Genomic DNA, 23,777 nt, shown 5'->3' on the forward strand with positions numbered 1-23,777 from the left:
ATTTTCTTTCATATACGCCTTAGGGATTTCTCATTCTCATCCGTCTTAACTTAGATACAGCCTGTCGCGTCAGCAAAAGCTACGACTGGCCTTTTCCGGGCCTCTATCGCCCCCTCCGTTCAAGACCCTCATTCATATGTCGAAGAAGTCACGCTCCAAACTCTGGTTTCTCGTCCATAGCTGGCTGGCGTTGCCCATCTGGTTCTTTGTGCTGATCGTCTGCGTCACCGGCACGCTGGCCGTGGTGAGCCAGGAAATCGTGTGGCTGGCCAACCCGGATATCCGCGCCAGCAAGCCGTCGGATGAAGCCCAGCCGTTGAGCTTTGACCAAGTGATAGCGGCCATCAAGCGCGATGAACCCAAGGCTATCGTCCAGTCCATTATCCGCCCGGATGAGTCGCACTTCGCTCTAAGCGTCGGCCTCAGCTACCCGGATGGGCGCTCCGTGGAGGTGTATGCCAACCCCTACACCGGCGCGATCCAGGGCATCAGCCCCTCGTTCAATTTCCAGCAATTCACCCGCGCCCTGCATGGCTGGTGGCTGGTGCCGTTCACCAATGGGTACAGTTGGGGCTGGTACCTGGTGTCCGCGTTGGGCTTGCCGCTGCTCGCCTCGTTGGTCACCGGCCTGGTGGTGTACAAGCGCTTCTGGAAAGGCTTCCTGCGCCCTACCCTGCGCATCCGCCATGGCGCGCGAATCTTCTGGGGCGACTTTCACCGCCTGAGCGGCATCTGGTCGATCTGGTTTATCGCGGTCATTTCTATCACCGGCACCTGGTTCCTGATCGAGGCCGTCCTGGGCGATAACCAGATATCCATTTCCAGTGAACCCATCGTGCCAGTGATCGCACGGGATAAGGTGCCGCTGTCGGCGCCGGGCGTGCCGGCACCGATGATCCCCATCGACAAGGCGATCGACATCGCCGCCGAGCGAATCCCCGGCCTGGACGCCAGCTTTGTGTTCATGCCAAGCAACGCCTACAGCCACCTGCAGATCGGCGGGCGTGGCTGGTACCCGTTGATGTTCCAGACCGCACAGCTGAACCCCTATGACGGTGAAATCGCGGTCTCCAACCTGTTGTCCGACCGTACCCCGCTGGAATTCGTCACCGAGTCGATGCGTCCACTGCACACCGGGGATTTTGGCGGTTTGTGGATCAAGCTGATCTGGGCATTCTTCGGCCTGGTGCTGAGCATGATGGTATTGAGCGGCTTGCTGATTTGGACCAAGCGCACCGCCCTGGCCACCCTCAACGCCCTCAAGCGCGAGGCCAAGACGCAACGTCAGCACGCGCCCATCCCGGCCATGCACGCCGACACCTCGGAGGCCCAGCGATGAGCAAGGTCGCAACCGTCCCCCTGTCCCCGCTGCGCGCCTTTTGGCTGAAATGGCGTTTCCATATCAACATCCTGCTGTTGCTGGTGCCGCTGGGGTTCATGCCCAAATACTTTGCCGACGCCGCGTTGTTTCGCGGGGATACCGGCATCGGCGAGCGCGTGGCCGGGCAGGTGCAAGTCGGCCCCTGGAGCCTGACGCTGGCCGAGTTTCGCAACGAAGGCCCGAGCCCGAACCCGGCTGGCCCGATGAAGTTCTTCAACGCTGCCCTGTGCGATACCTGCGCCGAGCAGGTCAAGGCCACTTACCTGCGTATCGGCAAACCTCGCAGCCTGCGCGCCGCCGGAGTGATCTTCTTCGGCACGCCGTACCGTATGGGCGCCGCCCTGCCGATCCCCGAACGCACCCCGGCGGACGCCGAAATATGGGTGACCATGGAAGGGTGGGACGGCAGCATGCACCAGGGTTCCATCCCGCTGAGCCAGGCCTCGCCTGCCACCATTGCCTGGCTGAACAAGCAAGGAGTCAAACCATGACGTTCAAGCGCTTCACCCGCGCCGCGCTGTTGCTGTGCGCCGGCCTGAGCACCACCGCCTTCGCCCACAACCCGATGTGCGAATGCAAGGAAATCCCCGGCGAGCAGATCCAGTGCAAAGGCGGCTTCTCCGACGGCAGTGGCGCCCCCGGCGTAACCCTGGATGTGATCGGCTACGACGAAACCATCCTGGTGCCGGGCAAGCTCGGCGAAGATTCGACCCTGACCTTCAAGAAGCCCGCCGCCGAGTTCTACGTGCTGTTCGATGCCGGCCCCGGCCACGTGGTGGAAATCGACCAAGCGGATATCCCGTCGCAATGAGTACCACACAGGTTGTACGCCCCGCGGGCGCGGGCCATGAAACCCTTTATGTGTTGCTGTTGTGCCTGATCATCCTCGCGGTGGCGGGCACGGTCGTGGCGCTGCACGGGGAAACCCAGGAAGTCGCGGCAGTGCCCAGCCACCAGTTGGACGCCCGCCGCGACCTGAGCGCCGCCGAGCAAGGCATCTACGCCGACCTGCGGGTGACCCTGGATGAAATCCACCTGTTGCAGCAGGAACACAGCGCCCTGCCGACGCCTGAGCAACTGGCCGAAGAAGGCTTCGCGCCCTTTGCCCAGGATGCCAGTTCGGTCAGCCGTGGCGGCCATCGCTGGCAGCTGCTGGCACCCGCCGCCTACCTGGGCTTGAGCCAGGCGCCGGCTACCAGCGGTTCGCTGCTGATGCGCGTGCAAGGCAGTGAGCCGGATATCTGGCTCAACCGCAGCGCCAACCTTGCCGCCCCTTCCGACCTCACTGACCAGGCGCTGATCGCGGCCGGCTGGCAGCAGGTGGTCGCGCAATTCGATGCTGGCGTCACCCGCCAGCACCGTCACTGAACGAGAAGACCGATAGCCCATGTCCATGTCATCGCCCCTGTTGCGCCTTTTACTGGTTGGCCTGTTCAGCCTGATGCTCACCCCCCTTGCCAATGCCGAGGCGGCCAAGCGCCTGCGTATCGGCATTACCTTGCACCCCTATTACAGCTACGTGGCCAATATCGTGGGCGACAAGGCCGAGGTGGTGCCGCTGATTCCCGCCGGTTTCAACCCGCACGCCTACGAGCCGCGCGCCGAAGACATCAAGCGCATCGGCACCCTGGATGTGATCGTACTCAACGGCGTCGGCCATGACGACTTCGCCGACCGCATGATCGCCACCAGCGAGCGCCCGGACATCCCGGTGATCGAAGCCAACGCCAACGTGCCGCTGCTCGCCGCTACAGGTAACGCGGCACGCGGTGCGGGCAAGGTGGTCAACCCGCACACCTTCCTGTCGATCAGCGCGTCGATTGCCCAGGTCAATAACATTGCCCGTGAGTTGGGCAAGCTCGACCCGGACAACGCCAAAACCTACACCCAGAACGCTCGCGCCTACGGCAAGCGCTTGCGCCAGATGCGCGCCGACGCCCTGGCCAAGCTGACCAGCGCGCCCAACCCCGACCTGCGTGTCGCCACCGTACACGCGGCCTACGACTACCTGTTGCGCGAGTTTGGCCTGGAAGTCACCGCCGTGGTCGAGCCGGCCCACGGTATTGAGCCAAGCCCCAGCCAGCTGAAAAAGACCATCGATGAACTGCGTGCTCTGGATGTGAAAGTGATCTTCTCGGAGATGGATTTCCCGTCCACCTACGTCGATACCATCCAGCGTGAATCCGGGGTCAAGCTGTACCCGCTGTCGCATATTTCCTACGGCGAATACAGCGCAGAGAAGTACGAAGTGGAGATGACCGGCAACCTCAACACCGTGGTACGGGCGATTCAGGAGTCGGGAGCATGACCGCCGCGCAGCAACTGAACGCCGTCAACGTCGGCCCCACCCTGAACTTCGACCAGGTCGCGCTGACCCTGGGGCGCACCGTAATCCTCGATGGCGTGAGTTTCCAGGTACAACCGGGCAGCATCCACGCACTGGTAGGTCCCAACGGCGGCGGTAAAAGCTCGCTGATCAAGACCCTGCTGGGGCAGACGCCGCACCAGGGGCGTTTGAGCCTGGAATGGCCAACCACACCCGGCACCATCGGTTACGTGCCCCAGGCGCTGGAATTTGACCGCGGCTTGCCGATGACCGTGGACGATTTCATGGCTGCCATGTGCCAGCGTCGCCCGGCGTTTCTGGGCCTTTCCAGGCATTACGCAGCAGCGATTGGCGATGCCCTCGAGCGCGTTGGCATGCAAGACAAGCGCAAGCGCCGCATGGGCGCGTTGTCCGGCGGTGAGCGCCAGCGCGTACTGCTGGCCCAGGGGCTGATTCCGGCGCCGCAGTTGCTGGTGCTGGATGAGCCGATGTCGGCCCTCGACGAGGCGGGTATCCAGGTGTTCGAACGGCTATTGAACGACTGGCGCCTGGCAGGGATTACGGTGCTGTGGATCGAGCACGACCTGGAGGCCGTGGGCCGCCTGGCCGACCGCGTCACCGGTCTGAACCGCCGCGTGCTGTTCGACGCCACACCGAAAGAGGCGCTGACCCCGGACCGCCTGCTCACTCTGTTCTCCACCCACCCTCGGAGCCCGGCACCATGAGTTATGAAGCCTTTCGCTTGATGGTCCAGGGCTGGGCCTCTGCCGGTTACCTGCCCGAAGCCCTGGCCTACGGGTTTGTGGTCAACGCCCTGCTCGCCGGCTTGTTGATCGGCCCGGTACTCGGCGGCCTGGGTACGCTGGTGGTGGTCAAGCGCTTTGCGTTTTTCTCCGAAGCGGTCGGCCATGCCGCGCTGACCGGCGTGGCCGTGGGCATTCTGCTGGGCGAATCCTATACCGGGCCTTATGGCAGCCTGTTTGGCTACTGCCTGCTGTTCGGCATCCTGCTCAATTACCTGCGTAACCGCACCGGCCTGGCGCCCGATACCTTGATCGGCGTATTCCTGTCCGTGTCCCTGGCACTGGGGGCAAGCCTGCTGCTGATCCTGGCCGGCAAGATCAACGTGCACATTCTCGAGAACGTGCTGTTTGGCTCGGTGCTGACGGTCAACGGCAACGATCTGCTGGTACTGGCCATTGTCGGCTCGCTGGTGATGGCCCTGGCATTGCCGTTGTACAACCGCATCATGCTGGCCAGTTTCAACCCGCAATTGGCGGCAGTGCGCGGGGTGGCGGTGAAAAGCCTGGACTACCTGTTCGTGATCCTGGTGACCCTGATCACCGTGGCCGCGGTCAAGGTCATAGGCGCAATCCTGGTCGGCGCCTTGCTGGTGATTCCTGCCGCTGCGGCGCGCCTGTTGAGCCAGTCACTCAAAGGGTTTTTCTGGATCTCAGTGTTGATCGCTACCGTCAGCACCCTGTGCGGCATCCTGCTGCCGATCATCTTCGACCTGCCCATCCCATCCGGCGCCGCCATCATTCTGGTTGCCGGTATCGCCTTCGCCTTCGCCGCCATCGCCCGTGGCGTTGTGCCCAGCCTCAAAGGGAATCTTGGATAATGCGCCCTGTCTTTCGCCCACTGGCCCTGGCCATCGCTTGCTTGATGAGTACGTCGGCACTGGCCGTCGACGGTTTCGACGCCAAGGACTTCAAAGTCAACCAGGGCCTCGGTCACGCAGCCCTGACCAAGACCAAGCCGCCGGTCAAGGTGCTGGCGTCGCTGTCGATTACCTACGGCTTGGCCGAGGCGCTGCTCACAGGCACCAACGTAGCGCTTGAACGCGCCGCACCGGCCAATCTGCCGGGTTCGCGGCAGGTGTCCTACTTCACCGGCCGCGGTGCTGCGGCATTGAACAAGTTGGCGCTGGACGCCGACGCGGCCATCGGCCTGCGCTCGCTGTGGGCCGATGACCCGCTGTACCCCGTGGCGCGGCGCAGCAATATCCGTATCGTCGAGGTCGATGCCGCACGCCCGGTGGACGGGGGCTTGCCGGGTATCGCAGTACAACCGGGTGTCACCGATGGCTTGAACAGCCAACCCTGGCAATCGAGCAACAATATGGGGCGCATGGCCGACGTGATGGCCGCCGACCTGAGCCGCCTGGCGCCGGCTGCCAAACCCAGGATCGACGCTAACCTGGCCGCGCTCAAACAGCGTTTACTCAAGCTCACCGCCGACAGCGAGGCGCGCTTGGCCAAGGCCGACAACCTGAGTGTGCTCAGCTTGAGCGATCACTTCGCGTACCTGGTCAGCAGCCTGAACCTGGAAGTGCTCGGCACCGATGCACGGCCCGATGCCGAGTGGACGCCCGAGGCGCTGCAAAAACTCAGCAGCACGTTGAAGGACAACGATGTGGCCGTGGTGCTGCATCACCGTCAACCCAGCGATGCAGTCAAAACCGCCGTCACTGCCGGCGGCTCCAGACTATTGGTGTTGAATGTGGACGGCGCCGACCCGGTGACGGAGTTGGAAACCAATGTGGACCAAGTGATCAAGGCACTTACGCCCTGAAAACCCATCGATCGGGCATGCCTGGCTTGGTTCAACTGTGGAAGCGGGCTTGCTCGCGAATGCAATGTACCAGCCGCTGCATTAGCTGACTGTCCCACCGCATTCGCGAGCAAGCCCTAATGCCAGTCAGTTAAGACAGAATCGGTAACTGTGGCGAGGGAGCTTGCTCCCGCTGGGGCGCGAAGCGGCCCCAAAAATGGGACTGCTACGCAGTCCAGCGGGAGCAAGCTCCCTCGCCACAAGTCACTGGTTGTCTGCTCTAGCTCTTAACTGACTGGCATTAGAGCAAGCCCGCTCCCACATGGGGTCTGCGTTGTGTCATTCAGTCCGAGGCAGCGCTACACCACATCCACACCCACATGAATCGCATCATGCCGCCAAAACTCCAGGTCACAGTCGATCAGGCGTTGATGCTGGTCGTAATTGACCCGGGCGATGCGCAAGCCCGGGCTGCCTACCGAGACGCGCAGCGCAGCGGCCGCTTCCACCGGCAGTGAGGTCGGCACAATCTCGAAACGCACCCGCCCGTAGTGCAAGTCATATTTGCTGGCATACAGCTCAGTCATCGACTGATTCAAATCACACGCCAGGATCCCTGGAAAATACTGCGGGTTCAGATAGTGCTCCACGTACAACACCAGGCGCCCGTCAATCCTGCGCCCCCGGCAAATCTGGATCACGCTCGACAACGCAGGCAACTGCAACCACGCGCACACCGCCGCCGACGCCGGCTGCAAGCGTGCGGAAATGACCTGCGTGGAAGCCTCACGCCCCTGGTCGCTGACCATCGCGTGAAAATGGCTGCGCTGCATCAGGTTATAGGCCAGCCGTGGCGGCGAGACGAACCAGCCCCGACGCTCTTCGCGGTAAATCTGCCCTTGGGCCTCAAGTTGTAACAAGGCTTCCCGCACGGTAATCCGAGTGGTACCAAACAACTCGCTGAGCTTGCGTTCGGCGGGCAGTTTGCTGGCTGGCGGCAACAAGCCATGGTCGATCTGCTCCTGCAGCGCTAGGCCGATGGAAGTTACCGCCTTGATTGCCTCATCACGCATCAACGTTACCTATCTGGACTAGACCAGCACCGTTCAGGTGCACAAAACGCGCTCTATCTGGGCTTTTGCTGCTGTGTGCCAGCCTAGGCACTCCACATGACCGACAGATGACAAAGGCTGTCGACTGCCTCAACCACCCCCTGCAATACATCGGCCAAGTCTAGGGCCTACGGGCACTTGGGCATGGTCTACGCTAAGTCGGAGCTGAGCGACATCAGCGCTTCAAAAACGACACCGACATGAAACTGTCATCCAGGGGGCCTAGATTGGCTCAGGTATTGCTGACCTAGACCAAACCACCGCTAACGTTCAGATAAAACGCCGCGTTGAAAACGCCCAAAGGAGCTTCGGATGAAACAGCTTTTCCTGGCATCACTGTTAGGCTCGACCATTGCCATGTGCACCGCCGCCATGGCTGCTGATACCGATCTAAAAACCTTGGAAGCCGCCGCCAAAGCGGAAGGCGCCGTCAACAGCGTCGGCATGCCCGATGACTGGGCCAACTGGAAAGGCACCTGGGAAGACCTGGCCAAAACCTACGGCCTCAAGCACATCGACACCGACATGAGCTCGGCCCAGGAAATCGCCAAGTTCAAAGCCGAAAAAGATAACGCCAGCGCCGATATCGGTGACGTGGGCGCAGCCTTCGGCCCGATTGCGGTGAAACAGGAAGTCACCCAGCCGTACAAACCGTCCACCTGGGCACAGGTGCCGGATTGGGCGAAAGACAAGGACGGTCACTGGGCCCTGGCCTACACCGGCACCATCGCCTTTATCGTCAACAAGAAGCTGCTGCACGGCTCCGAAGTGCCCACCACCTGGGCTGACCTGCAAACCGGTAAATACAAGGTCTCGGTGGGTGACGTGAGCACCGCCGCCCAGGCTTCGAACGCAGTACTCGCCGCAGCCATCGCCAACAAAGGCGACGAGAAAAACATCGCGCCGGGCCTGCAATTCTTCACCAAGATCGCCCAGCAAGGTCGCCTCTCGCTGTCCAACCCGACCATCGCCACCATGGAAAAAGGCGAAGTCGAAGTGGGCCTCGTCTGGGACTTCAACGGCCTGAGCTACAAGGCCAAGATGGCCAACCCCGATGACTACGTGGTGCTGATCCCCTCGGATGGCTCGGTGAAATCCGGCTACACCACCATCATCAACAAATACGCCAAGCACCCGAACGCCGCCAAGCTCACCCGCGAATACATCTTCAGCGATGCCGGCCAGCTCAACCTGGCACGCGGCAATGCGCGTCCGATCCGGGCTGAAACCGACTTGAAACTGCCGGCAGATGTTGCCAAAAACCTGATCCCGGGCGAGCAGTACACCAAGGCCAACCCGCAGCCGATCAAGGATGCCGATGCGTGGGAAGCGACGTCCAAGAAGCTGCCACAGATGTGGAACGAGCAAGTCATCGTAGAAATGAAGTAATCGGTCTCTCTGATCCAAAGGCGGTCAGTGTGGGAGCTGGCTTGCTGTGGCGAGGGAGCTTGCTCCCGCTCGACAGCGTAGCTGGAGCCGGCTTTTTGGGGGTGCTCCGCACCCCAGCGCAAGCAAAGTTGCTCGCCACAACAAGCCAGCTCCCACATTTGATCCCATCCCAAGTTGATACTGAGCCATACCCTCTGTTGCGGAGCCCCAGCCCCCATGAAGCACACTGTCATCCTTGTGGTGCTCGACGGCCTCAACTTCGAGGTTGCCCGGTACGCCATGGGGCACTTGCAGGCCTATGTCGGCGCAGGACGCGCAGCCCTCTACACACTGGAATGTGAACTGCCTGCCCTGTCCCGCCCGTTGTATGAATGCATCCTCACCGGCGTGCCGCCGATCCAAAGCGGTGTCGTGCACAACAACGTCTCGCGCCTGTCCACCCAGCGCAGCATTTTCCATTACGCCACCGACGCCGGCTTGAGCACCGCGGCGGCGGCTTACCACTGGGTCAGCGAGTTGTATAACCGCACGCCCTTTCTCGCCGCCCGCGATCGTCACACCGACGACAAGGCGCTGGCGATCCAGCACGGGCATTTCTACTGGAATGACCACTACCCCGATTCCCACCTGTTCGCCGACGCCGAAAGCCTGCGGCTCAAGCACGCGCCAAACTTTTTGCTGGTGCACCCGATGAACATCGACGACGCCGGCCACAAGCATGGCCTCGACACCTCGCAATACCGCAACAGCGCACGCTCGGCTGACATTATCCTGGCCGACTACCTGCAAGGCTGGCTCGATGCCGGTTACCAGATACTGGTCACCGCCGACCATGGCATGAACAACGACCGCTCCCATAACGGTCTGTTGCGCGAAGAACGGGAAGTGCCACTGTTTGTCATCGGTGACGCCTTCAGCCTGGACACCGACGCCGTGCCTAAACAGACCGACCTGTGCGGCACCGTCTGCGAACTGCTCGGCGTGCCCCACGACAAACCTGTGTGCCGGGAGCTGCTCAAGTGAATGCACTGACCCGCGGCAAATGGCTGGCCCTGTTATGCCTGCTGCCCTTCGCACTGTTCTTTATCGTGTTCGAGATCGCACCGCTGGTGTGGGTGCTGATCAGCAGCCTGCAAACCGAAGAGGCCGGCTGGAGCCTGGAAAACTTCACCCGCATCTTCACCTCGAAGTTCTACCGGCAGGCCATCCAGTTCAGCCTGGAGATCAGTTTCTACTCCAGCATCTTCGGCATCATCATCGCCACTCTGGGCAGCTACTCGCTGCGCCGGGTGGATTCGCCGCTGCGCAACTTCGTCACCGCGTTCGCCAACATGACCAGCAACTTCGCCGGAGTCCCGCTGGCCTTCGCGTTCATCATCCTGCTGGGGTTCAACGGCAGCATCACCCTCATGCTCAAGCAGGCCGGGATCATCGAGGACTTCAACCTGTACTCGAAAACCGGCTTGATCATCCTCTATACCTACTTCCAGATTCCCCTCGGCGTACTGCTGCTCTACCCGGCCTTTGACGCATTGCGCGAAGACTGGCGTGAATCGGCCGCCCTGCTAGGTGCGAATGGCTGGCAGTTCTGGCGACATATCGGCCTGCCGGTGCTCACCCCGGCCCTGCTCGGAACCTTTGTGATCCTGCTGGCCAATGCTCTCGGCGCCTACGCCACGGTCTATGCGCTTACTACCGGCAACTTCAACGTGCTGCCGATTCGCATTGCCGGCCTGGTCTCCGGCGATGTGTCGCTGGACCCGAACATGGCCAGCGCCCTGGCCGTGGTGCTGGTGGCGCTGATGACCGTGGTCACGGTGGTGCATCAACTGCTGCTCAAGAGGAGCTACCATGTCTCGCGCTGAAGCCGGTACGGCCTCCCTCTACCATCGGGTGGTGGTGTACCTGTTGTTCCTGATCCTGGTGCTGCCGCTGGTGGGCACTTTTGTCTACTCGATTTCCAGCAGTTGGTCGGCAACCATCCTGCCCGCCGGCTTCAGCGTGAAATGGTATGTACAGCTGTGGAGCGACCCGCGCTTTCTGATGGCCTTCGGGCAATCGTTGCTGGTATGCGTGGGCGCACTTATCCTCTCGGTGGTGTTGATCTTGCCGCTGCTGTTCGTGGTGCATTACCACTTTCCCAAGCTCGACGCGCTGATGAACATCCTGATCCTGCTGCCCTTTGCGGTGCCGCCGGTGGTGTCCTCGGTAGGCTTGCTGCAACTGTACGGTTCCGGGCCGCTGGCGATGGTGGGCACGCCGTGGATCTTGATCGGCTGCTACTTCACCGTCGCGCTGCCGTTCATGTACCGCGCGATCACCAACAACCTGCAAGCCATCAACCTGCGCGACCTGATGGACGCTTCGCAACTGCTCGGCGCCAGCACCTGGCAGGCCGCGATCCTGGTGGTGCTGCCCAACCTGCGCAAGGGCCTGATGGTGGCGCTGCTGTTGTCGTTCTCGTTCCTGTTCGGCGAGTTCGTGTTCGCCAACATCCTCGTCGGCACCCGCTACGAAACCCTGCAGGTGTACCTCAACAACATGCGCAACAGCAGTGGTCATTTCACCAGTGCCGTGGTGATCTCCTATTTCTTCTTCGTGCTGGTACTGACCTGGGCCGCCACTCTCTTGAACAAGGACAAAAGCCAATGAGCTTCGTCAGCGTCCAACACCTGCAAAAAGGCTACGCCGGCACCCCGGTGTTCAGCGATATCAATTGCGAGGTCGCCAAAGGCGAGTTCGTCACCCTGCTCGGCCCGTCCGGTTGCGGCAAATCCACTTTGCTGCGCTGCATCGCCGGGCTTACGCCGGTGGACAGTGGCCAGATCCTCCTGGATGGCCAGGACATCGTGCCCCTGAGCCCACAGAAGCGCCAGATCGGCATGGTGTTCCAGAGCTACGCGTTGTTCCCCAACATGACTGTGGAACAGAACGTTGCCTTCGGCCTGCGCATGCAAAAGGTCAATGCCGACGACAGCCACAAGCGCGTGCAAGAGGTGCTGCAACTGGTGGAGCTCAAGGACCTGGCCGGCCGCTATCCGCACCAAATGTCCGGTGGCCAGTGCCAGCGCGTCGCCCTCGCCCGCTCACTGGTGACCCGCCCGCGCCTGCTGCTGCTGGATGAACCGCTGTCGGCATTGGATGCACGTATTCGCAAGCACTTGCGCGAGCAGATCCGCCAGATCCAGCGCGAGCTGGGGCTGACCACGATCTTCGTGACCCATGACCAGGAAGAAGCCCTGACCATGTCCGACCGCATCTTCTTGATGAACCAGGGCAAGATCGTGCAGAGCGGCGATGCCGAAACCCTCTATACCGCGCCGGTGGATGTGTTCGCTGCTGGGTTTATCGGCAACTACAACCTGCTCGATGCCGACAAGGCCAGCCAACTGCTGCAGCGACCGATCAGCGGGCGCATCGCGATTCGCCCCGAGGCCATCGAGTTGAGCCGCAGCGGCGAGCTCGATGCGTTGGTGCGTAGCCACAGCCTGCTGGGTAACGTGATTCGCTACCGCATCGAAGCCCGTGGTGTCGAGCTGGTGGTGGACGTGCTCAATCGTTCGGCCGACGACCTGCATCCGGACGGCCAACGCCTGGCACTTTCCATCGACCCCAGCGCACTGTGTGAAGTAGCCTGACAGGCAGCGACCTATTGAGAGAGAGCATCACCGATGGCATTGGTAATTTTTGATCTGGACGACACCTTGATCCACGGCGACTGCGCCACGCTGTGGAGCGAACAGATGGGCCGCCTCGGCTGGGTAGACCCTGAGTCATTCATGCGCAGGAACAACGAGCTGATGGATGCCTACAGCCAGGGCAAGCTGTTGATGGAAGATTTCATGGATTTCAGCCTGGAGCCGATGATCGGCCGTACCCCGGAAGAAATCGAGCATCTGGTGGAGCCGTGGGTCGAGGACGTGATCGAGCCGCTGATCTACAGCGACGCCACCAAGACCATCGCCCGCCACCGCGCGAACGGTGACCGGATCCTGGTGATTTCCGCTTCGGGCACTCACCTGGTCACGCCGATTGCTGCGCGTATCGGTATCGAGGAAGTGCTGGGGATTAACCTGAGCGTCAGCCATGGGGTATACGACGGCAAGACAGAGGGTGTACTGACTTACCGTGAAGGCAAGATCACGCGGTTGCTGGAATGGCTGGAGCAGGAAGGCGAAACCCTTGAAGGTGCCTATTTCTATTCGGACTCGCGCAATGATTTACCGCTGCTGCTCAAGGTGGATCACCCGCAGGTAGTGAACCCGGACCCGGTGTTGCGCGCCCATGCCGAACAGGCCGGCTGGCCGATCCACCACTGGACCTGAATCAATAGACATCAACCTGTGGGAGCTGGCTCGCCTGCGATAGCGGTGCAACAGTGAAGAATTCTTCATCTGGCGCACCGCTATCGCAGGCAAGCCAGCTCCCACACTGACTGCATTTCAATCTAGGATTCGGTCAGGCTATTGGCAATATGGACTACACCGGACGTAGGACGAGGTTGTTCTAGCCCCCCACATCACCGTCAACGCCTTGCAATGCTTTCACAGTGCCTCCATAGTGAGTCTGGACTGAGCCCGGTGCTGTAGCGCCGGGCTTTTTGCATTATGCGACCGGACCATATGGAACCGGCTCCCTCAAAGACGGCCTAATATGCGTTATCAATTGCCCCCGCGTCGAATCAGCATGAAGCATCTGTTCCCCAGCACCGCCCTCGCTTTTTTCATTGGTCTCGGCTTCGCGTCGATGTCGACCAATACGTTCGCAGCCAATAGCTGGGACAACCTTCAGCCTGATCGCGATGAGGTGATTGCCAGCCTTAACGTCGTCGAGTTGCTCAAGCGCCATCACTACAGCAAGCCGCCGCTGGACGACGCTCGCTCGGTGATCATCTACGACAGCTACCTCAAGCTGCTGGACCCCTCGCGCAGCTACTTCCTGGCCAGCGATATCGCTGAGTTCGACAAGTGGAAGACCCAATTCGACGACTTCCTCAAGAGCGGCGACCTGCAACCCGGCTTCACCATCTACAAGCGTTACCTGGACCGCGTCAAAGCGCGTCTGGACTTCGCGTTGGGTGAGCTGAACAAGGGCGTCGACAAACTCGATTTCACCCAGAAAGAAACCCTTCTGGTAGACCGCAAGGACGCCCCTTGGCTGACCAGCACCGCAGCCCTGGACGACCTGTGGCGCAAACGCGTCAAGGACGAAGTGCTGCGCTTGAAGATCGCCGGCAAAGAGCCCAAGGCCATTCAAGAACTGCTGACCAAGCGCTACAAAAACCAGCTGGCACGCCTGGACCAGACCCGTGCCGAGGATATCTTCCAGGCCTACATCAACACCTTTGCGATGTCCTACGACCCGCACACCAATTATCTGTCGCCAGATAACGCGGAAAATTTCGATATCAATATGAGTCTGTCCCTGGAAGGCATCGGTGCCGTCCTGCAAAGCGACAATGACCAGGTGAAGATCGTACGTTTGGTGCCGGCAGGCCCTGCTGACAAAACCAAGCAAGTGGCACCGGCCGACAAGATCATCGGCGTGGCCCAGGCCGACAAAGAGATGGTCGATGTGGTCGGCTGGCGCCTGGACGAAGTGGTCAAGCTGATCCGTGGGCCTAAAGGCAGCGTGGTGCGCCTGGAAGTGATTCCGCACACCAATGCACCGAACGACCAGACCAGCAAGATCGTGTCCATCACCCGTGAAGCGGTGAAGCTCGAAGACCAGGCCGTGCAGAAGAAAGTCCTCAACCTCAAGCAGGATGGCAAGGACTACAAGCTGGGCGTGATCGAAATCCCGGCATTCTATCTGGACTTCAAGGCGTTCCGTGCCGGTGATCCGGACTACAAGTCCACCACCCGCGACGTGAAGAAAATCCTGACAGAACTGCAGAAAGAGAAAGTCGACGGCGTGGTCATTGACCTGCGCAACAACGGCGGCGGCTCCCTGCAGGAAGCCACCGAGCTGACCAGCCTGTTTATCGACAAGGGCCCGACCGTATTGGTACGCAACGCTGACGGCCGTGTCGACGTGCTCGAAGACGAGAACCCGGGGGCCTTCTACAAAGGGCCGATGGCGCTGCTGGTCAACCGTCTCTCGGCCTCGGCCTCGGAGATTTTCGCCGGCGCCATGCAGGACTACCACCGCGCACTGATCATCGGCGGCCAGACCTTCGGCAAAGGCACCGTGCAGACCATCCAACCGCTGAACCATGGCGAGCTCAAGCTGACACTGGCCAAGTTCTACCGGGTATCGGGGCAGAGCACCCAGCATCAAGGCGTACTGCCGGATATCGATTTCCCTTCGATCATCGACACCAAGGAAATCGGCGAAAGCGCCCTGCCTGAAGCCATGCCGTGGGACACCATCCGCCCTGCGATCAAGCCGGCGTCGGATCCGTTCAAGCCCTTCCTGGCTCAGTTGAAGGCTGACCATGACACCCGCTCCGCCAAGGATGCCGAGTTCGTGTTTATCCGCGACAAGCTGGCCCTGGCCAAGAAGCTGATGGAAGAAAAGACCGTCAGCCTCAACGAAGCGGATCGCCGTGCACAGCATTCCAGCATCGAGAATCAGCAACTGGTGCTGGAAAACACCCGCCGCAAGGCCAAGGGTGAAGACCCGCTCAAAGAGCTGAAGAAAGAAGATGAAGATGCGCTGCCGACCGAGGCGGATAAAACCAAGCCGGAAGACGACGCTTACTTGGCCGAGACTGGCCGGATCCTGCTGGATTACCTGAAAATCACCAAGCAGGTGGCCAAGCAGTAAATGATGGCGATTTAATGTGATCGCTCCTCGGAGTGTCATCATATAGACATCATTCTGTCGTGAAATAAAAGGACCGCAGGTTTACGCCTACGGTCCTTTTTTTGATCGAGACCGCCATGACCATGACCGAACAGCTGAATGCATTGGGCTCAATCCTGGCTCAAGGCAGTTTGCACAGCCTGTTCCAGCCGATCATCTGCCTGTCAGAGCGGCGCATCCTTGGTTACGAAGCCCTCAGTCGTGGCCCGTCCAACAGCCCGCTGCACTCCCCCGTCGCACTGTTCTCGGTGGCCAGCCACGCCGGGCGCCTGAGCGAACTGGACATGGCGTGTCGAGAGAATGCATGCCGGCGCTTCAGCGAGCAGAAACTGCCGGGCAAGCTGTTCCTCAATATCTCGCCGGAATCCTTGATGGAGAACGCACATCAGCCAGGGCGCACCCTGCAACTGTTGCGCGACTTCGGTATTTCTCCCAGCCAAGTGGTGATCGAGCTAACCGAGCAGGCACCCACCGACGATTTCGCGCTGCTGCAAACTGCCTTGCACCACTACCGCGACATGGGTTTTGCCATCGCACTGGATGACTTGGGCGCCGGTTATTCCAGCTTGCGGTTGTGGTCCGAACTGCGCCCGGACTACGTGAAGATCGACCGGCACTTTATCGACGGCATTCACCAAGACGCCCTCAAGCGTGAGTTTGTCGGCTCGATCCTGCAGATCGCCAGGGCGTCCCGCGCCCAAGTGATTGCCGAGGGCATCGAACTGCCGGAAGAACTGGCGGTGTTGACCGAGATGGGCGTCGACCTGGTCCAGGGCTACCTGCTCTGCCGCCCTCAGGAAAAGCCGCCGCAGGAAGCGCGCCTGATGCTGCCCAAGCCGGATAACGCCACGCTGGCCCTCAATGACGAAGGCAGTGACTTGAGCGCCCTGCTCAATGAGCAGCCCGCCGTGGATCAAGACACAGCCACCGCTCAAGTGCTGGAATCGTTCCGCCGCCAGGCCAACCTCAACTCGCTGGCGGTGTTGGACGGCCGCGGTTGCCCGGTCGGCATTGTGCACCGGCACTCGTTGTCGGACGCGTTGCTCAAGCCGTTCGCGACCGATCTGTTTGCACGTAAACCCATCAGCCGCTTGATGAGCGATGACTTTTTGGCGGTGGAACTGAGCCAGTCCTTGCAGCAGGTCAGCCGCTTATTGACCAGCCGCGCACGGCAACGCATCGAAGAGGATTTCATCATCACCCTGAACGGTGATTACCTGGGGCTGGGTCGGGTCATTGACGTGCTCAAGTTGATCACGGAGCTGAAAATCCAGCAGGCCCGCTACGCCAACCCGTTGACCTTGTTGCCTGGCAATGTGCCGATCCAGCAATGCCTCACCCGGCTGCTGCAGCAACAGCGCGAGTCGGTGATCTGCTATGTGGATATCGACAGTTTCAAACCGTTCAACGACATCTACGGCTACGGGCGCGGGGATGAAGTGCTGCTGTGCCTGGCGCAGTGCCTCAACGACCGGGTAGACCCCAGCCGCGACTTTGTCGGGCACATTGGCGGCGATGACTTTCTGCTGGTGCTGGGCCCGCAGGACTGGCGCAAGCGGCTCAACCAACTGCTGGACGATTTCCACACCCAATGCCGACGCTTCTACCGCGCTGAACACCTTGAGGCTGGGTGCTTCGTGGCCCTCAATCGCCAGGGCGTGCGCCAGGAGTTTGCGTTGCTGTCGCTGTCCATCGGTGTAGTGCATTTGTATCCTCAGGCCTGCGCACAACTCGATGCCAGCCAGTTGGCAGAGCTGGCGTCACAAGCCAAGCACCAAGCCAAGGATGTGGCGGGCTACAGCATCCACGTGATCGACAGCATGGACACCTGCCCCCAGGCGCTTTAGGCCTCGGCAGACTCCGGATACTCGTACTCGAACACCCGCACCACTTCAGAAGCATGCCAGGACGCGGCGGCGACGCCATCGGAAGGCCCGCTGAACCGCCCCAGACGCTCCACACATTCGAAAAAACCGGTGCGCGGCAGGCGGCTGGCGCCCTGGCTGATCACTAGGGAACTGCGCAGCGGCTGCTCGGCCTTGGCATCCAGCGCCGCCAAGTGCTCCAGAGCCGCAGCCAGGGTCTGCATGGCCGGCGTGGGGAATTGCAGGCGCTCAAGCAGTGCACGGTAGGTGAGCAAATGGCGCTGGCGCCGCGCCTGATCCAGTTCGTTGAGCAACCCATCCCAGTGTTGACGGCTAATACGTAGGCTCAAGACTCATCCCTCCAACCTGCTACGCCCAATTCCCAAGCCAGGCTGCGGCGAATGGCGGCATCCGGCTGGCGTTCACCACTTTCAATCAATCCAAGGTATGAGGGGCTGATCCCCACTGTGCGTGCCAGGGTCTCGATAGCCAGCCCCTTGGCTTCACGCAGGCCGCGCAGGGCTGCGAGCGGGCGCAGGTCCTGATCAATGGCGGTAGAGGCGGCAGGGGAAGAAGCGGGTGTAGGTTGCTGCTGACCGGCAGCTTTTAGCAGCGCCTGGTACTGGTCCCATGGCAACACCGCGTATTCGGGTGCGCCATCGCGTGAAATGATCTGAATATCCATGACTGCCCCGTAGGATAAAAACACTTACTAAGTAAGCTCTTTCCTTAGAAGTGTAATCCTAACAGCCACAAAGGTCGCAGGGGATACCGGGCAACATTAGTTTTTTTGGGGGTTTTCCCGGGCTAGCAGCTCAGGCGTCGCTGGCAGGCGCTCAACCACCGCGAGTTTTTCCGGGCGTTGCGTATCGCGCCACGCACGAAAGGCGCTCAGTTCGCCGCTCAGGGTCTTCATAACCCATGCCAGCACAGCGATGTCATCCAGCATGCCGAACATCGGGAGGAAATCCGGAATCGCATCAATCGGGCTGAGAAAATACATCAGCCCCGCCACCACCGAGATCAGCGCCTTAGGGCTGATCGCACGGTATTCACCGCGCCAGTAAGCCAGGCACAGGGCCTGCAGTAACTTGAGATCATCCTTGAGCTGGCCGAGCCGATTGCCTTGGCTTGAACCTTTGGCAGCAACGGCAAACAGCAAGGTTGGCAAACGCCCCCGACCGAGCAAGCGTGCGGCCATAGGCAGGAAACGGGTGAAATTGAACGGTGGTTTCATAGGGCACTCCAGTTCCAGGCGACATAAAAGGTTATCCACACAAATTGTGGATAACCTTGTGAACAGAGCCTGTTTTATCGGCTGAAAGCCACGGACTACAAGGCCTACAGTCAGATCGGGCGTTTTTTGCGCACATAAAAAAAACCCAAGAATTCATTGACTTGGCATGTATGTGCGGCTACCCGTGCTCGAGTCTTATATCAGACTGTGTCCGGTTGCGGACGTTCGTTTGGATTTGCAGAGGCTTCAACGTAGGGGCTGGCTGGCGTGCGATAGCCATAGACATCTACACGACCCGGTACGACGTGGCAGCCTGCCAGCCGATGCCTATCTCCCAGACACCCCCGGCTCCAAATGTGGGAGCTGGCTTGCCTGCGATTGCCTTAGGCATCAACACAACTTTACAGGCTGTAGCAGCCAACGCTAACCACGATGCGAAGCGAGCCGCTCTTGATCTTGATCTTAGGCGCCCCGTTAAACCACGCTGGCCGGAATTCGACAGGGATTTGGGGGGTAAACCGGCAGGGATGCCGGTTTAGCCGCCCCGCGCCATGGATGGCGCGTGGCAGCGGCCCCCCAAATCACTGGCGGATTACGGGCACACCGAGCCTAGGCGAGGTGCCGAGTGGTGGGGCAAGAGCGTTTTGCTTACTTTGCCGCTCTTGCAAAGTGAGCCGCCGTCAGGGCGGAACCCTATGTGGCCGTTACCGCAGCAATGGATATGTACACAATCCAACTGTGTTGACTGCCAGGCCGCCTTCGCGAGCAAGCCCGCTCCCACAGGTTGATCGTGGTGTGTCAGTTAGTAGGTGTAGGCTGGCAGGCCGTCATCGCAGGCAAGCCAGCTCCCACATTTGGAGTGCTGAGCGTCTGGCGGTCATCACAGCGATGCGGCAACCCGACAAGCCAGCGCCCACAGAAGATTTTTGCATCCTTTGATACAGACCCGAAAACAACAACGCCCCGTCGAGACGGGGCGTTGTGTGTTCAGGCGCCGATTACTTCTTGGCGGCTGGTGCAGCAGGTGCGTCTGCTGCTTCTGCCTTGGCTGGGTCCTTGATGGCCAGCAGCTCCAGGTCGAATACCAGCACGGAGTTGGCTGGAATCGCCGGGCTCGGGCTCTGGGCGCCGTAGGCCAGGTCGGACGGGATGTACAACTCGACCTTCTCGCCAACATGCATCAGTTGCAAGCCTTCGACCCAACCCGGGATCACGCCGCTGACCGGCAGGTCGATCGGGCTACCGCGATCTACGGAGCTGTCAAAGGTAGTGCCGTTGGTGAGCTTGCCGGTGTAGTGAACAGTCACCACGTCGGTTGGCTTAGGCTGGGCGCCGTCGGCCTTCTTCACGATCTTGTACTGCAGGCCGGAAGCGGTGGTGACGACACCGTCTTTCTTCGCGTTGTCTTCGAGGAATTTCTTGCCAGCGGCTGCCGACTCTTCGCTCATTTTGGTCATGCGTTCTTCAGCACGCTTTTGCAGTGCGGCAAACGCTTCAACCAGCTCATCGTCTTTGAGCTTCTGCTCTTTCTTGCCGACGGCATCTTCGATGCCTTGGGCAACAGCTTTGGAGTCCAGGTCGTCCATGCCTTCTTGGGCAAGGCTCTTGCCCATGTTCAGGCCGATGCCGTAGGAAGCTTTCTGCGCCGGGGTTTTCAGCTCTACGCTGGTCTGCGAATCACAACCCGCAAGTACCAGGCTAACCAGGGCCACCGCCGCCGCCAACCGATGCTGTTTCATGCTATTTCCTTGTTCATGCGCCATAAGGGCATTTGAATAAAGTCGCGAGCTTATCAGGCGGCCACGACCAATGGCTACCGGCATGTGAGCAGGAAACTTCTGATAAGTTCACGTGTTTAAAAGCATTTCCATTTATCATGGGGGCCCGCGACGGATCGCGGAACCGCCTGATAGCAGGCTAATCGTCACTTGCCGCACCTGTGGCGCAGTGGCATAACAACGCGACAATTCGACAAGGATAGTTATCTTGCGCATTTTTTCCCGAGTTTTACTCCTGATACTGATCGCACTGGGCCTGATCCTGGCCGTGGTGTTCTATTACACCCTCAACCCCAAGCTGCCGGATTACGTGCCCGTGAAACAGGTGCACTATCAGGAGCAATGGAGTGCCGCCGACCGCCAGACCTACTACTTCACGCCCCAGGGCACTCAAGTAAAAGGCCTGCACTACGACTGGTTTACCGCTCTGGAGCTGCCGTTCTCCGAGCAACGCTTTGCCGCGCCGCAGTACCTGGCGCGCTTTGGCTTCCTGGTCGATCCCAAACAGGCGTCCACCGCACAAAACCCTGGCAACCTGCCGGTAGGGTTCGCCCGGCACCAGAACGCCGACAGCAAGGCTCAGTACCTGGATATCACCTGTGCGGCCTGCCACACCGGCGAATTGCACTTCAAGGGCCAGGCCCTGCGTATCGACGGTGGCTCGGCGCAACACGTACTGCCCTCCAGCGTTCCCACGTTGCGTGGCGGCAGTTTCGGCCAGGCCCTGGTCGCCAGCCTGGCCGCTACCTATTACAACCCATGGAAGTTCGAGCGCTTTGCCCACAAGGTCCTGGGGGATCAGTACGACGCCCAGCGCGATGAACTGCGCAAGGACTTCAAGCAATCGCTGAACCAGTTCCTCAAAGTCGCCTGGAATGACACCCACCGTGGCCTTTACCCCACCGAAGAAGGCCCGGGCCGTACTGACGCCTTTGGGCGCATCGCCAACGCCAGTTTTGGCGACGCTATTTCCCCAGACAATTATCGCGTCGCCAATGCGCCGGTGGACTACCCGCAGCTGTGGGATATCTGGACCTTCGACTGGGTGCAGTGGAATGGCTCGGCCCAGCAGCCCATGGCGCGCAACATCGGCGAAGCCCTTGGCGTAGGCGCGACCCTGACGTTCTTCGACGCTGCCGGGCAACCGCTCAAAGGCGATGCCCGCTACCCGTCCAGCGTACGGGTGCGGGACCTGCACCTGATCGAAGAAACCCTGCAACGGCTCAAACCGCCGACCTGGCCGCAAGACTTGTTCGGTGCCATCGACAAGCCCCTCGCCGCCCAGGGTCGCGCACTCTTTGCCGAGAACTGCGCCGGCTGCCACGTACCCACCGTCACCCAAGAAAACGGCCGTCCGGTGCAGCAGTTGAAAATGCTGCCGGTGAACTACATCGGCACCGACCCCGGCACGGCCAACAACATTGCCGACCAACACTATGACCTCAGCGCGTTGCAATGGGACCCGGCCGAACTGGCCCGGCTCAATGTCGAACTGCACCCCACCCCCACCGCGCCGCTGGACCTGAAAAAAATGTCGGTGGCCCAGGGTTTAGCCTATGTCACCGCCTTCGTCGAAGAGCATGCCTACCGTGCGGCGGGCGTTACCGCGGCCGAGCGCCCAGGCCTGGACGGGTTCGGCCTGCCCATCGGCGTGCGCGAATTGCGTGCCTACAAGGCGCGGCCACTGGCAGGCGTATGGGCCACCCCACCGTTCCTGCACAACGGTTCAGTGCCGACGATCTACCAACTGCTCTCGCCCCAGGACGAACGCAGCACTACCTTCTATAAGGGCACCTTCAACTACGACCCGCGTCACCTGGGGTTTGAGACCACCGCCTTCAAGAATGCCTTCCTGTTCGATACCAGAATCACCGGCAACCACAACAGCGGCCACGAATTCCGTGCCGGCGAACGTGGCAATGGCGTGATCGGCCGTGGCCTGCTGCCGCAGGAACGCTGGGCGCTGCTCGAATACCTCAAGGTGCTGGGCGGCCCGCTGGAGCAACAACTGCCATGATTATCCGCTCGCAAAACAAGGACCGCTCCATGCTTGCTCGTCTCTGGCTGCGCCTTGGCGCCTTTGTTGGCAAAACCCTGCTGTGGCTGCTGGGCCTGGGCCTGCTGGGCTGGGTGTTGGCCACGGCCTGGTTCGCCTGGCAGCACAGGGGCCCGGTGTCGGTGAAGGAACAGATCCCGCCGGGTGAAGCGGCGATGACCCAAGGCATCATCCAGACCGCCGTGCGCATCGTTGATCAGCATCGCGAAGGCACTCGCTACCTGCGTGATGCCCATGCCAAGGCCCATGGGTGCGTGAAAGCCGAGGTCAGCGTTCTGGCAGATCTCGACCCGGCCTTGCGCCAGGGCGTGTTCGCCGAGCCGGGCAAGACCTGGCAGGCGACGATGCGCCTGTCCAACGGCAACGCTTATCCGCAATTCGACAGCATCCGCGATGCACGCGGCATGGCCATCAAGCTGTTGGATGTGCCGGGCAAGCAACTGATGGCAGATCAGCAAGCGCGCACCGAGCAGGATTTCGTGATGTTCAGCCACCCGAACTTCTTTGTCAGCGATGTCGCGGAATACGCGCAAAACATCGGCGCGCAAGCGGATGGCAAGAAGGTCCTGGCTTTCTTTCCCAAGCTCGACCCGCGCAGTTGGCAAGTGCGTCACTTGTTTATCGCCCTGGCAACCCTGGCGCCCGCACCGGCCAGCCCGACGCAGACGACTTACTTTTCAGTGTCGCCCTACAAGTTTGGCGCGGCCAACGCCAAGTTTCGCGTCGCGCCAGACCCGCAAAGCTGCCCGGATTATGTGTTGCCCAAACAGAACCAGGCCCTGCCCAACTTCCTGCGCAGCGCGCTCAACCAGCAACTGTCCACTGATCGTGTAGATGCGTGTTTTGTGCTGCAAATCCAGCGGCAAAACCCGCAGGCATTCATGCCCATCGAAGACACCAGCATCGAATGGAAGGAAAGCGACGCGCCGTATGAAACCGTGGCCAAGGTCAGGATTCCCGCCCAGGACTTCGACACGCCGGCGCAGAACCTGGCGTGCGATAACCAGTCGTTCAACCCCTGGTTCGGGCTGGAAGCGCACCGCCCCATCGGCGGCATCAACCGGCTGCGCAAAGCAGTGTACGAGGCCGTCAGCGATTACCGCCACAGCCGCAACGCACCGTAAGGCGCGTTAAATCGCAGGCGAAAAAAAAACCCGCTCAATGAGCGGGTTTCTTATGGCTGCCTGGCGTTCAGTGTTCCAGGTGACCGAATATGGCGCAGCGGACGGGACTCGAACCCGCGACCCCCGGCGTGACAGGCCGGTATTCTAAC

23 protein-coding genes are annotated in these 23,777 nt (G+C 60.7%); 18 read left to right on the top strand and 5 right to left on the bottom strand.

Annotated elements, in window-relative coordinates:
* Positions 1-136 precede the first annotated feature (136 nt).
* From AC07S6_RS26075 to AC07S6_RS26110, 8 genes are read left to right on the top strand one after another with little or no spacing between them, the layout of a single operon-like run.
* Positions 137-1,339 carry a PepSY-associated TM helix domain-containing protein gene (locus AC07S6_RS26075; protein WP_089042781.1) on the top strand — a complete coding sequence of 401 codons (1,203 nt, stop codon included), beginning with the start codon at positions 137-139 and terminating at the stop codon, positions 1,337-1,339.
* The gene (locus AC07S6_RS26080; protein ID WP_197883342.1) at positions 1,336-1,872 is read left to right on the top strand and encodes a PA2404 family protein; all 537 of its coding nucleotides are present in this window, start codon (positions 1,336-1,338) and stop codon (positions 1,870-1,872) included. The genes AC07S6_RS26075 and AC07S6_RS26080 overlap by 4 nt, the downstream gene beginning before the upstream one ends.
* Complete coding sequence (locus tag AC07S6_RS26085; protein ID WP_020301064.1) at positions 1,869-2,192, top strand: hypothetical protein; 324 nt, start codon at positions 1,869-1,871, stop codon at positions 2,190-2,192. The genes AC07S6_RS26080 and AC07S6_RS26085 overlap by 4 nt, the downstream gene beginning before the upstream one ends.
* A complete protein-coding gene (locus AC07S6_RS26090; RefSeq protein ID WP_014717807.1) occupies positions 2,189-2,749 on the top strand; it encodes a DUF6162 family protein in 561 nt (186 codons plus the stop codon). The genes AC07S6_RS26085 and AC07S6_RS26090 overlap by 4 nt, the downstream gene beginning before the upstream one ends.
* A gap of 19 nt (positions 2,750-2,768) precedes the next feature.
* Positions 2,769-3,689 carry a metal ABC transporter substrate-binding protein gene (locus tag AC07S6_RS26095; protein WP_032901958.1) on the top strand — a complete coding sequence of 307 codons (921 nt, stop codon included), beginning with the start codon at positions 2,769-2,771 and terminating at the stop codon, positions 3,687-3,689.
* On the top strand, positions 3,686-4,432 hold the full coding sequence (locus AC07S6_RS26100) for a metal ABC transporter ATP-binding protein (RefSeq protein WP_072435543.1): 747 nt from the start codon (positions 3,686-3,688) through the stop codon (positions 4,430-4,432). The genes AC07S6_RS26095 and AC07S6_RS26100 overlap by 4 nt, the downstream gene beginning before the upstream one ends.
* A complete protein-coding gene (locus AC07S6_RS26105) occupies positions 4,429-5,328 on the top strand; it encodes a metal ABC transporter permease (protein ID WP_495113332.1) in 900 nt (299 codons plus the stop codon). Before AC07S6_RS26100 ends, AC07S6_RS26105 begins: the two co-directional genes overlap by 4 nt.
* The gene (locus AC07S6_RS26110; protein ID WP_495113333.1) at positions 5,328-6,281 is read left to right on the top strand and encodes a metal ABC transporter solute-binding protein, Zn/Mn family; all 954 of its coding nucleotides are present in this window, start codon (positions 5,328-5,330) and stop codon (positions 6,279-6,281) included. Before AC07S6_RS26105 ends, AC07S6_RS26110 begins: the two co-directional genes overlap by 1 nt.
* Before the next feature lie 338 nt (positions 6,282-6,619).
* Here AC07S6_RS26110 and AC07S6_RS26115 read toward each other — a convergent pair whose 3' ends face one another.
* Positions 6,620-7,333 (bottom strand): UTRA domain-containing protein, encoded by a 714-nt coding sequence (locus AC07S6_RS26115; RefSeq protein ID WP_003190151.1) that lies wholly within the window; start codon positions 7,331-7,333, stop codon positions 6,620-6,622.
* A gap of 351 nt (positions 7,334-7,684) precedes the next feature.
* Between AC07S6_RS26115 and AC07S6_RS26120 the strand changes: the two genes are divergently transcribed.
* The 8 genes from AC07S6_RS26120 (at position 7,685) to AC07S6_RS26155 (ending at position 17,415) form a co-directional block, all read left to right on the top strand.
* Positions 7,685-8,761, top strand: a complete 1,077-nt coding sequence (locus AC07S6_RS26120) for an ABC transporter substrate-binding protein (protein WP_003190150.1) — start codon at positions 7,685-7,687, stop codon at positions 8,759-8,761.
* Positions 8,762-8,977: 216 nt separating this feature from the next.
* Positions 8,978-9,784: an alkaline phosphatase family protein gene (locus AC07S6_RS26125; protein WP_495113334.1), complete on the top strand. Its 807-nt coding sequence runs from the start codon at positions 8,978-8,980 to the stop codon at positions 9,782-9,784.
* Positions 9,781-10,626 (top strand): ABC transporter permease, encoded by an 846-nt coding sequence (locus AC07S6_RS26130; RefSeq protein ID WP_003190145.1) that lies wholly within the window; start codon positions 9,781-9,783, stop codon positions 10,624-10,626. Before AC07S6_RS26125 ends, AC07S6_RS26130 begins: the two co-directional genes overlap by 4 nt.
* Positions 10,613-11,413 carry an ABC transporter permease gene (locus AC07S6_RS26135; RefSeq protein WP_032892564.1) on the top strand — a complete coding sequence of 267 codons (801 nt, stop codon included), beginning with the start codon at positions 10,613-10,615 and terminating at the stop codon, positions 11,411-11,413. The genes AC07S6_RS26130 and AC07S6_RS26135 overlap by 14 nt, the downstream gene beginning before the upstream one ends.
* Positions 11,410-12,399 carry an ABC transporter ATP-binding protein gene (locus AC07S6_RS26140; RefSeq protein WP_034127242.1) on the top strand — a complete coding sequence of 330 codons (990 nt, stop codon included), beginning with the start codon at positions 11,410-11,412 and terminating at the stop codon, positions 12,397-12,399. Before AC07S6_RS26135 ends, AC07S6_RS26140 begins: the two co-directional genes overlap by 4 nt.
* Positions 12,400-12,432: 33 nt before the next feature.
* A complete protein-coding gene (locus AC07S6_RS26145) occupies positions 12,433-13,086 on the top strand; it encodes an HAD family hydrolase (protein ID WP_034127241.1) in 654 nt (217 codons plus the stop codon).
* Between the two features lie 361 nt (positions 13,087-13,447).
* Positions 13,448-15,529: a carboxy terminal-processing peptidase gene (locus AC07S6_RS26150; RefSeq protein WP_223816873.1), complete on the top strand. Its 2,082-nt coding sequence runs from the start codon at positions 13,448-13,450 to the stop codon at positions 15,527-15,529.
* Positions 15,530-15,645: 116 nt separating this feature from the next.
* On the top strand, positions 15,646-17,415 hold the full coding sequence (locus AC07S6_RS26155; RefSeq protein WP_197883329.1) for a bifunctional diguanylate cyclase/phosphodiesterase: 1,770 nt from the start codon (positions 15,646-15,648) through the stop codon (positions 17,413-17,415).
* Here AC07S6_RS26155 and AC07S6_RS26160 read toward each other — a convergent pair.
* The 4 genes from AC07S6_RS26160 to bamJ form a co-directional block, all read right to left on the bottom strand.
* Complete coding sequence (locus AC07S6_RS26160; RefSeq protein ID WP_005786715.1) at positions 17,412-17,783, bottom strand: hypothetical protein; 372 nt, start codon at positions 17,781-17,783, stop codon at positions 17,412-17,414. The two genes, AC07S6_RS26155 and AC07S6_RS26160, sit on opposite strands and share 4 nt — an antisense overlap.
* Positions 17,780-18,118, bottom strand: a complete 339-nt coding sequence (locus tag AC07S6_RS26165; RefSeq protein ID WP_034127238.1) for a helix-turn-helix domain-containing protein — start codon at positions 18,116-18,118, stop codon at positions 17,780-17,782. Before AC07S6_RS26165 ends, AC07S6_RS26160 begins: the two co-directional genes overlap by 4 nt.
* Positions 18,119-18,214: 96 nt before the next feature.
* A complete protein-coding gene (locus AC07S6_RS26170; protein WP_073845407.1) occupies positions 18,215-18,670 on the bottom strand; it encodes a YkvA family protein in 456 nt (151 codons plus the stop codon).
* Positions 18,671-19,668: 998 nt separating this feature from the next.
* Positions 19,669-20,409, bottom strand: a complete 741-nt coding sequence (bamJ, locus tag AC07S6_RS26175) for a BamJ family beta-barrel-assembly machinery protein (RefSeq protein ID WP_003190133.1) — start codon at positions 20,407-20,409, stop codon at positions 19,669-19,671.
* A gap of 247 nt (positions 20,410-20,656) precedes the next feature.
* On the opposite strand from bamJ, the gene AC07S6_RS26180 reads away from it, so the two are divergent.
* Positions 20,657-22,465 carry a di-heme-cytochrome C peroxidase gene (locus tag AC07S6_RS26180; RefSeq protein ID WP_495113335.1) on the top strand — a complete coding sequence of 603 codons (1,809 nt, stop codon included), beginning with the start codon at positions 20,657-20,659 and terminating at the stop codon, positions 22,463-22,465.
* A gap of 29 nt (positions 22,466-22,494) precedes the next feature.
* Positions 22,495-23,628, top strand: a complete 1,134-nt coding sequence (locus AC07S6_RS26185) for a catalase family protein (protein ID WP_054921709.1) — start codon at positions 22,495-22,497, stop codon at positions 23,626-23,628.
* Positions 23,629-23,777 lie beyond the last annotated feature (149 nt).

The organism is Pseudomonas sp. GW821-FHT07B01 (genome assembly GCF_059419065.1).

Bases quoted from the DNA above. Each gene is read 5' to 3' on its own strand.
- AC07S6_RS26075 (WP_089042781.1), top strand. From the start codon at position 137: ATGTCGAAGAAGTCACGCTCCAAACTCTGGTTTCTCGTCCATAGCTGG.
- AC07S6_RS26125 (WP_495113334.1), top strand. From the start codon at position 8,978: ATGAAGCACACTGTCATCCTTGTGGTGCTCGACGGCCTCAACTTCGAG.
- AC07S6_RS26145 (WP_034127241.1), top strand. From the start codon at position 12,433: ATGGCATTGGTAATTTTTGATCTGGACGACACCTTGATCCACGGCGAC.
- AC07S6_RS26100 (WP_072435543.1), top strand. From the start codon at position 3,686: ATGACCGCCGCGCAGCAACTGAACGCCGTCAACGTCGGCCCCACCCTG.
- AC07S6_RS26080 (WP_197883342.1), top strand. From the start codon at position 1,336: ATGAGCAAGGTCGCAACCGTCCCCCTGTCCCCGCTGCGCGCCTTTTGG.
- AC07S6_RS26090 (WP_014717807.1), top strand. From the start codon at position 2,189: ATGAGTACCACACAGGTTGTACGCCCCGCGGGCGCGGGCCATGAAACC.
- AC07S6_RS26110 (WP_495113333.1), top strand. From the start codon at position 5,328: ATGCGCCCTGTCTTTCGCCCACTGGCCCTGGCCATCGCTTGCTTGATG.
- AC07S6_RS26140 (WP_034127242.1), top strand. From the start codon at position 11,410: ATGAGCTTCGTCAGCGTCCAACACCTGCAAAAAGGCTACGCCGGCACC.
- AC07S6_RS26155 (WP_197883329.1), top strand. From the start codon at position 15,646: ATGACCATGACCGAACAGCTGAATGCATTGGGCTCAATCCTGGCTCAA.
- AC07S6_RS26085 (WP_020301064.1), top strand. From the start codon at position 1,869: ATGACGTTCAAGCGCTTCACCCGCGCCGCGCTGTTGCTGTGCGCCGGC.
- AC07S6_RS26150 (WP_223816873.1), top strand. From the start codon at position 13,448: ATGAAGCATCTGTTCCCCAGCACCGCCCTCGCTTTTTTCATTGGTCTC.
- AC07S6_RS26185 (WP_054921709.1), top strand. From the start codon at position 22,495: ATGCTTGCTCGTCTCTGGCTGCGCCTTGGCGCCTTTGTTGGCAAAACC.
- AC07S6_RS26170 (WP_073845407.1), bottom strand. From the start codon at position 18,670: ATGAAACCACCGTTCAATTTCACCCGTTTCCTGCCTATGGCCGCACGC.
- AC07S6_RS26105 (WP_495113332.1), top strand. From the start codon at position 4,429: ATGAGTTATGAAGCCTTTCGCTTGATGGTCCAGGGCTGGGCCTCTGCC.
- AC07S6_RS26120 (WP_003190150.1), top strand. From the start codon at position 7,685: ATGAAACAGCTTTTCCTGGCATCACTGTTAGGCTCGACCATTGCCATG.
- AC07S6_RS26115 (WP_003190151.1), bottom strand. From the start codon at position 7,333: ATGCGTGATGAGGCAATCAAGGCGGTAACTTCCATCGGCCTAGCGCTG.
- AC07S6_RS26165 (WP_034127238.1), bottom strand. From the start codon at position 18,118: ATGGATATTCAGATCATTTCACGCGATGGCGCACCCGAATACGCGGTG.
- AC07S6_RS26095 (WP_032901958.1), top strand. From the start codon at position 2,769: ATGTCCATGTCATCGCCCCTGTTGCGCCTTTTACTGGTTGGCCTGTTC.
- AC07S6_RS26135 (WP_032892564.1), top strand. From the start codon at position 10,613: ATGTCTCGCGCTGAAGCCGGTACGGCCTCCCTCTACCATCGGGTGGTG.
- bamJ (WP_003190133.1), bottom strand. From the start codon at position 20,409: ATGAAACAGCATCGGTTGGCGGCGGCGGTGGCCCTGGTTAGCCTGGTA.